This is a genomic window from Pseudomonas sp. CFBP 8758 (assembly GCF_014841725.1).
In the GTDB taxonomy this organism is placed as follows: Bacteria; Pseudomonadota; Gammaproteobacteria; order Pseudomonadales; family Pseudomonadaceae; genus Aquipseudomonas; species Aquipseudomonas baltica.
Window position 1 is genome coordinate 358,750 of the sequence record NZ_JACYUK010000007.1, and the last position, 6,342, is coordinate 365,091.

A 6,342-nucleotide genomic window follows, 5' to 3' on the forward strand; every position below is an offset into this window, starting at 1 on the left:
TCCGACTGTGGACCCAGGTCCATCGACTTGGGCGCGAAGTCCTTGCGGTTGATCGACGTGGTGCCTTCGAAACCGGCACGGTAGCCGCCCCATGGATCCTTGCCTTCACCCAGGAAGGTGGCCTTGATCACGACTGGCTTGGTCACGCCGTGCAGGGTCAGGTCGCCGGTCACGTCGGCAGTGGTCTTGCCATCGGCGCTTTTGCCGGTCGGCTTGACGCTGGTGGACTTGAAGGTAGCCTCGGGAAACGCGGCGACGTCCAGGAAGTCCTTGCTGCTGATGTGCTTGTCGCGTTCGGCGTGGTTGGTGAACACGCTGGCGGTCTTCAAGGTCACGTCGATCTTCGAGTCTTCAGGCTTGGCTGCATCGAAGCTGAACGAGCCATCGAAGTCCTTGAAGGTACCGGTGATGAAGCTGTAGCCCAGGTGGCTGATCTTGAAGTCGACGAAAGCGTGCTGGCCTTCCTTGTCGATCTTGTAGTCGGCGGCCATGGCCTGGCCTGCGGTGAACAAGGCAGAGCCAATGGCGAGTGCGGCAAGAGTCTTTTTCAGCATAGAAAGCATTCCTCTGGAAAATTGATAGGTACAGCGGTCAAGCTTTGCGACCCAGCATACGGATGAGGGTTGCATCACGATCGATGAAGTGGTGTTTCAATGCGGCCAGGCCATGCAATACGGCGAATATCACCAATACCCAGGCCAGGTAGAAATGCACGGTACCGGCGGTTTCCGCCTGATCGGGCAACCCACTGACCAATGCCGGAATCTCGAACAGTCCGAACACGGGAATCCCCACGCCGTCGGCCGTCGAGATCAGGTAACCGGCGCTCATCACCAGGAACAGGTCCACATAGAGAAACAGGTGGCCCAGATGAGCCGCAGTGCGGGTGAGCTTGCCTTGATTGGGCGTAGCGGGCGGCGGCGGGCTGATGAAGCGCCAGACCACGCGCAGCAACATGAAGAAGAACAGCACCAGACCGATGCTCTTGTGCAGGTCGGGACCGGCCTTGCGCCATGGGTCGTAATAGCCCAGGCCAACCATCCACAGCCCCAGGGCGAAAAGCCCGAACACGGTCAGCGCGACGCCCCAGTGCAGAACGATGCTGACCCAGCCATAGCGAGAAGTGGAATTACGTAGCTGCATGTGCCTGGACCCTGTAAGAACTGCGCTCAAGATGACTGACTCACCTATCGAATTAAAGCGGAAAATCTCGCTTTGAAATATCGATAAAGTCGATTAAGTCAGTATTAAGCGCGGTGCTGTCGGTGACCAGGGTGCAGCAATAGCACGTTGAAGGCTCGCCGCCGCCCTGTGGGAAAGGCGACGGCGAGGGTGTGGAAACCTACGGCTGTACCGCAGGCTTTTTCGCTTCTGCCTTGTTTTTCGATTCGACCGGTTTCTTGGTTTCGACCGGTTTCTTGACCACAGGCTTCTTCACCTCGGCTTTCTTCGTCTCCGGTTTCTTGGTTTCGACCTTTTTCACCGGTGCGGCCTTCTTCACAGGCTCGGCCTTGACCGGCGCGGGCGCGGGTACCACCACAGGCACCGGGGCGGGCGTTGGTGCTGGCGCAGGTACTGGCGCAGGCGCAGGTGCTGGCTCGGCCGGCTTGGCCACCGGCGTCTCGCCCCCGCCAAACCATTTGGAGAAGAACCCAGGCTTGCTGTCCACGGCCTTCGCCGGCACGGCCACTGGCGGAACCACTTTGACCGGCTCGAAGGATTTACCCGCTGCCAGGTCCACAACCTGGCCAGCGGCGTGCTGGCCACTGCGCAGGGCACCTTGCAGCGTGCCTGGGTACAGCGAATCAGTGTGCTCACCGGCGAAAGCGATGCGCTGCTGCGGCTTTTCCCAGACCTTCCAGAACTTGCTGATCTGCCCCGGCCCGTAGGCCAGGTAGGCGCCGCCATAGGAAGGGTCGACACTGTAGCGACGGATTTCATAGCCGGTGAAGGCACCGCGCGCCTGAGGATAGAACGCGTGCAGGCGGATCAACACCTGGTCGACCATCTGCTTGTCGCCGAAGGCCTGCAGCAGGCGAGCGTTGTCACCGGACAGGTTGATCACCACGTTGGCGCCGCCCTTCAGGGCCGGCTCGATCCACAACATGCCCAGACCGGTGTTGCTGTAGATCTCGCCAGACATGCGCGCCTTGCTGTCCCACACCGGCGTCTTGAACTTGAGCAGCAACTGGTCGCGCCAACCGTAGTTGGTGCCTTTGATCGCGGCCAATTGACGATTGTCCAGCGCCGGGGTGAAGGCAATCTTGCCCAGCGCACGCAAGGGCACGGCCAGCACCACGTAACTGGCCTGGTAACCCACCGCGCCGACCTTGACGGTCACGCCGTCCTTGTCCTGACTGATGGCCGAGACCGGCGAATCGGTCTTGATGGTCTTGATCTGTTTGACGAAGGCCTGAGCGAGCACGGGGCTGCCGCCAATCAAGCGTGAAGCGCGCAGATCGCGATCGTCGATGTCCTGGTAGACGCGGCTTTGCTGGGCGAAATACAGCAGCGACAGACGCGATGGTTCGTCATAGCGCGTACGAATTTTCTGATTGATAAGCTGCCGTGCCGTGGCGGGCAGTTGCAGGCGGTCCAGCCAGTTGGACACGTTGATCTGGTCCAGAGCGAACAACGTGCTGGTCGCGCCGGGGTTTTCCGGGTCCTTGACCGAGCGGGCCAGGTCATCCAGGGTTTTCTCGTAGCGCTTGAGCGCCTCGGCAGTGGCCGGCTGCTTGGTGGCCAGGTCGGCGGCGGTGAAGTATTCGCCGTCGATCAGGTAGCCGGGGTTGCGGACGTATTCCGGCGCCGGCTGGGTGGCCAGCTTGAAGGTGTTCACATAGCCGTTGAGCACCGGCTGGATCTTGGTGCCGCCGATCCACTCGCTGGTGGCCAGGCCCGAGCGGCCGCCAAGGCTGGGGCGCGCCTCGAGCAAGGTCACCTGCCAGCCCTTGGCCTGCAGCTCGTAGGCGGCTGTGAGCCCCGCCAGACCGCCGCCGACGACGATCGCCGTCTGTGCCTTGTCATTGCCCAACGCCTGCGCGCTGAACAGCCCCACCACTATCAGCGCCCAAGCGCGCAACCAACCAGCAGACATGCAGAGAACTCCGGCAGAGCAAGCGATATGGCCGGATCATGCCCCGGCAATGGCAAAGTGCCGCGCAGCATACGCCAGCGCCATACTGCCCGCCAGCGCCGCCATCGAGCATGTTTGGGTTGTGAGCCGAGGCCTCATTGCATAGGCTTGCGCGACTGTTTGCCAAGCGTGTTGCCGCGGGAGAAAAAGATGAGACTCAACGATCAGTGGATGAAGCGCGACCTCGAGGTCTTGTGGCATCCCTGTACCCAGATGAAAGACCACGAGCGCCTGCCGCTGATCCCGATCAAGCGCGGTGAAGGCGTATGGCTTGAAGACTTCGAGGGCAAGCGTTACCTGGACGCAGTCAGCTCCTGGTGGGTCAATGTGTTCGGGCACGCCAACCCGCGCATCAATCAGCGCATCAAGGATCAGGTCGACCAGCTGGAACACGTGATCCTGGCCGGCTTCAGTCATCAGCCGGTGATCGAGTTGTCCGAGCGGCTGGTGAAGATGACGCCCGAGGGGCTGACCCGCTGCTTCTACGCCGACAACGGCTCATCGTGCATCGAAGTCGCGCTGAAGATGAGCTTTCATTACTGGGTCAACCGCGGCCAGCCGAACAAGCAGCGCTTCGTCACGCTGACCAACAGCTATCACGGCGAAACCATTGCGGCAATGTCGGTCGGTGACGTGCCGCTGTTCACCGAAACCTACAAGCCGCTGCTGCTCGACACCCTGAAAGTGCCGAGCCCGGACTGCTACCTGCGGCCCGAAGGGGTGAGTTGGGAGGCGCATTCGCGCACGCTGTTCCAGGCCATGGAACACACCCTGGCCGAGCACCATGAAAGTATTGCTGCGGTGATCATCGAACCGTTGATCCAGGGCGCTGGCGGCATGCGCATGTATCACCCGGTGTACCTCAAGCTGTTGCGCGAGGCGTGCGACCGCTACGGCGTGCACCTGATCCACGACGAAATCGCGGTGGGCTTTGGCCGTACCGGAACGATGTTCGCCTGCGAACAGGCCGGCATCCGTCCGGATTTCCTGTGCCTGTCCAAGGCGCTGACCGGGGGCTACCTGCCGCTGGCCGCCTGTGTGACCACCGATGACGTCTACAGCGCTTTCTACGACGACTACCCGACCCTGCGCGCCTTCCTGCATTCGCACAGCTACACCGGCAATCCGCTGGCCTGTGCCGCGGCGCTGGCGACACTGGACATCTTCGAGCAGGACAACGTCATCGAGAACAACCGCGCCCTGGCCGAGCGCATGGCCAGCGCTACGGCGCACCTCGTCGATCATGCCCATGTGGCGGAAGTGCGCCAGACCGGCATGGTCCTGGCCATCGAAATGGTCCAGGACAAGGCCAGCAAAACCGCCTACCCCTGGCAGGAACGGCGCGGATTGAAAGTATTCAACCACGCACTCGAACGTGGCGCGTTGCTGCGGCCGCTGGGCAGTGTGGTGTATTTCCTGCCGCCCTATGTGATCACGCCCGAGCAGATCGACTTCCTGGCCGAGGTGGCCAGCGAGGGGATCGATATCGCCACGCGCAGCAGCGTGAGCGTGCAGGTAGCCGAAGATTTCCACCCCGGGTTTCGCGATCCGGGTTGAGTAGGACGTCGCCTGTACCAGCGCTTTCGCGGCCACTGGCCGCTCCTACAGGGGCACGCCCTGTAACCGTAGGAGTGGCCAGTGGCCGCGAAGAGGCCCGAATAAACACTACAAAATCACCAGAGACACCCCCATGCGACTGTCCCGCTTTTTCATCGACGCCCCGCTCGCCCTGGGCGAACACGAACTCCCCGAAGCCCAGGCCCACTACATCGGCCGCGTGCTGCGCATGGTCGCCGGCGACAAGGTGCAGCTGTTCGACGGCAGCGGTCAGGAATACCTCGGCACCTTGCTGGAAGTGGGCAAGAAACGCGTCAGCGTCACCCTCGACGAACAGTTTGCCGGCCAGCCCGATTCGCCGCTGGCCATCCATCTGGGTCAGGGCCTGTCCCGTGGCGAACGGATGGACTGGGCGATCCAGAAAGCTACCGAACTGGGCGCGAGTGAAATCACCCCCCTGGTGAGCGAACGCTGCGAGGTGCGCCTCAAGGACGAGCGCGCCGACAAGCGCATGGCCCACTGGCGCCAGGTGGCGGTCAGCGCGTGCGAGCAGTGCGGCCGTTCCAGTGTGCCGGTCATTCATGCGCCGCAGGCGCTGGCCGATTGGGTCGCCGCCAGCCACGCCGAGCTCAAGCTGGTGCTGCATCCCGTTGCAGAGCCGCTGCTCAGCCATGCAAAACCTGCCAGCCTGGCGTTCCTGATCGGCCCTGAAGGCGGTTTGAGCGATGCCGAAGTGGAGCAGGCCAAGGCTGGCGGCTTTCACGCTGCCCGCCTCGGCCCGCGCGTATTGCGCACCGAAACCGCGCCGGTGGTTGCCCTGGCGGTGGCGCAGCAGCTATGGGGTGATTTCTAGGGTTCAGACGACGTAGAAAAAGATCGCGATGAAGTGCAGCACGCTGCCCGCGATCACGAACAGGTGCCAGATCCCATGGGCATGGCGCAGGCGCCTGTCCAGTGCAAAGAAGATGATGCCCACGGTGTACAGCGCGCCGCCCGCGGCCAGCCAGGCGAATCCGGCGGGGCCCAGCAGGCGCAGCAACGGCTCGATCGCGACCAGCACGATCCAGCCCATTACCGCGTAGATCACGATGGACAGTACGCGGGCCTCGGAGCGTGGCTTGATCTCCTGCAACATGCCCAGCACCGCCAGCCCCCAGACCACGCCGAACAGGCTCCAGCCCCACGGCCCGCGCAGGGTGACCAGGCAGAACGGCGTGTAGCTGCCGGCGATCAGCAGGTAGATCGACAGGTGATCGAGCTTCTGCATGAGCACTTTGCCGCGCCCGCGCACGCTGTGGTAGATCGTGGAAACGCTGTAGAGCAGGATCAGCGTGGTGCCATAGATGCACACGCTGACGATCTTCCAGGGATCACCTTGAAACGCTGCCACCAGCAGCAGCCAGACAGCACCGACCGCCGCCAGCACAGCCCCTGCCAAATGGGTCCAGGCGTTCATTCGTTCGCCATGGTACATACAAACTCCTTACCCCTGTAGCAGCGGCGCAAGCCGCGTCAAACGCCGACGCGATTAGCCGTCCCACCGCGCTGCCCGCCGACGCGGCTCGCGCCGCTGCTACAAGGGTCGCAATGACGCCGGACGCGGTTACCGCAACGACAGATTCCTTGTAGCAGCGGCGCAAGCCGCGTCG

6 protein-coding genes are annotated in these 6,342 nt (G+C 62.7%); 2 read left to right on the top strand and 4 right to left on the bottom strand.

What is annotated here, in order from left to right; genetic code table 11:
- The 3 genes from IFT75_RS17610 to IFT75_RS17620 all read right to left on the bottom strand — a co-directional run.
- A partial coding sequence (locus tag IFT75_RS17610) for a YceI family protein (RefSeq protein ID WP_192055916.1) occupies window positions 1–554 on the bottom strand: 554 nt, incomplete at its 3' end.
- Between the two features lie 37 nt (window positions 555–591).
- Window positions 592–1,143 (bottom strand): cytochrome b, encoded by a 552-nt coding sequence (locus tag IFT75_RS17615; protein ID WP_122480559.1) that lies wholly within the window; start codon window positions 1,141–1,143, stop codon window positions 592–594.
- 199 nt (window positions 1,144–1,342) lie between these two features.
- Window positions 1,343–3,097 carry a flavin monoamine oxidase family protein gene (locus IFT75_RS17620; protein WP_192055918.1) on the bottom strand — a complete coding sequence of 585 codons (1,755 nt, stop codon included), beginning with the start codon at window positions 3,095–3,097 and terminating at the stop codon, window positions 1,343–1,345.
- A 189-nt stretch (window positions 3,098–3,286) separates the two neighbouring features.
- Between IFT75_RS17620 and IFT75_RS17625 the strand changes: the two genes are divergently transcribed.
- Window positions 3,287–4,693, top strand: coding sequence for an adenosylmethionine--8-amino-7-oxononanoate transaminase (locus tag IFT75_RS17625; protein ID WP_192055920.1), 1,407 nt, complete (start codon window positions 3,287–3,289; stop codon window positions 4,691–4,693).
- A 133-nt stretch (window positions 4,694–4,826) separates the two neighbouring features.
- Window positions 4,827–5,546 carry a 16S rRNA (uracil(1498)-N(3))-methyltransferase gene (locus tag IFT75_RS17630; protein WP_192055922.1) on the top strand — a complete coding sequence of 240 codons (720 nt, stop codon included), beginning with the start codon at window positions 4,827–4,829 and terminating at the stop codon, window positions 5,544–5,546.
- Between the two features lie 3 nt (window positions 5,547–5,549).
- Here the strand turns inward: IFT75_RS17630 and trhA are convergent, their stop codons facing one another.
- Window positions 5,550–6,167 (bottom strand): PAQR family membrane homeostasis protein TrhA, encoded by a 618-nt coding sequence (gene trhA, locus IFT75_RS17635; protein ID WP_192055924.1) that lies wholly within the window; start codon window positions 6,165–6,167, stop codon window positions 5,550–5,552.
- Window positions 6,168–6,342: the final 175 nt, after the last annotated feature.

Bases quoted from the DNA above. Each gene is read 5' to 3' on its own strand.
- IFT75_RS17625 (WP_192055920.1), top strand. From the start codon at position 3,287: ATGAGACTCAACGATCAGTGGATGAAGCGCGACCTCGAGGTCTTGTGG.
- IFT75_RS17620 (WP_192055918.1), bottom strand. From the start codon at position 3,097: ATGTCTGCTGGTTGGTTGCGCGCTTGGGCGCTGATAGTGGTGGGGCTG.
- IFT75_RS17630 (WP_192055922.1), top strand. From the start codon at position 4,827: ATGCGACTGTCCCGCTTTTTCATCGACGCCCCGCTCGCCCTGGGCGAA.
- trhA (WP_192055924.1), bottom strand. From the start codon at position 6,167: ATGTACCATGGCGAACGAATGAACGCCTGGACCCATTTGGCAGGGGCT.
- IFT75_RS17615 (WP_122480559.1), bottom strand. From the start codon at position 1,143: ATGCAGCTACGTAATTCCACTTCTCGCTATGGCTGGGTCAGCATCGTT.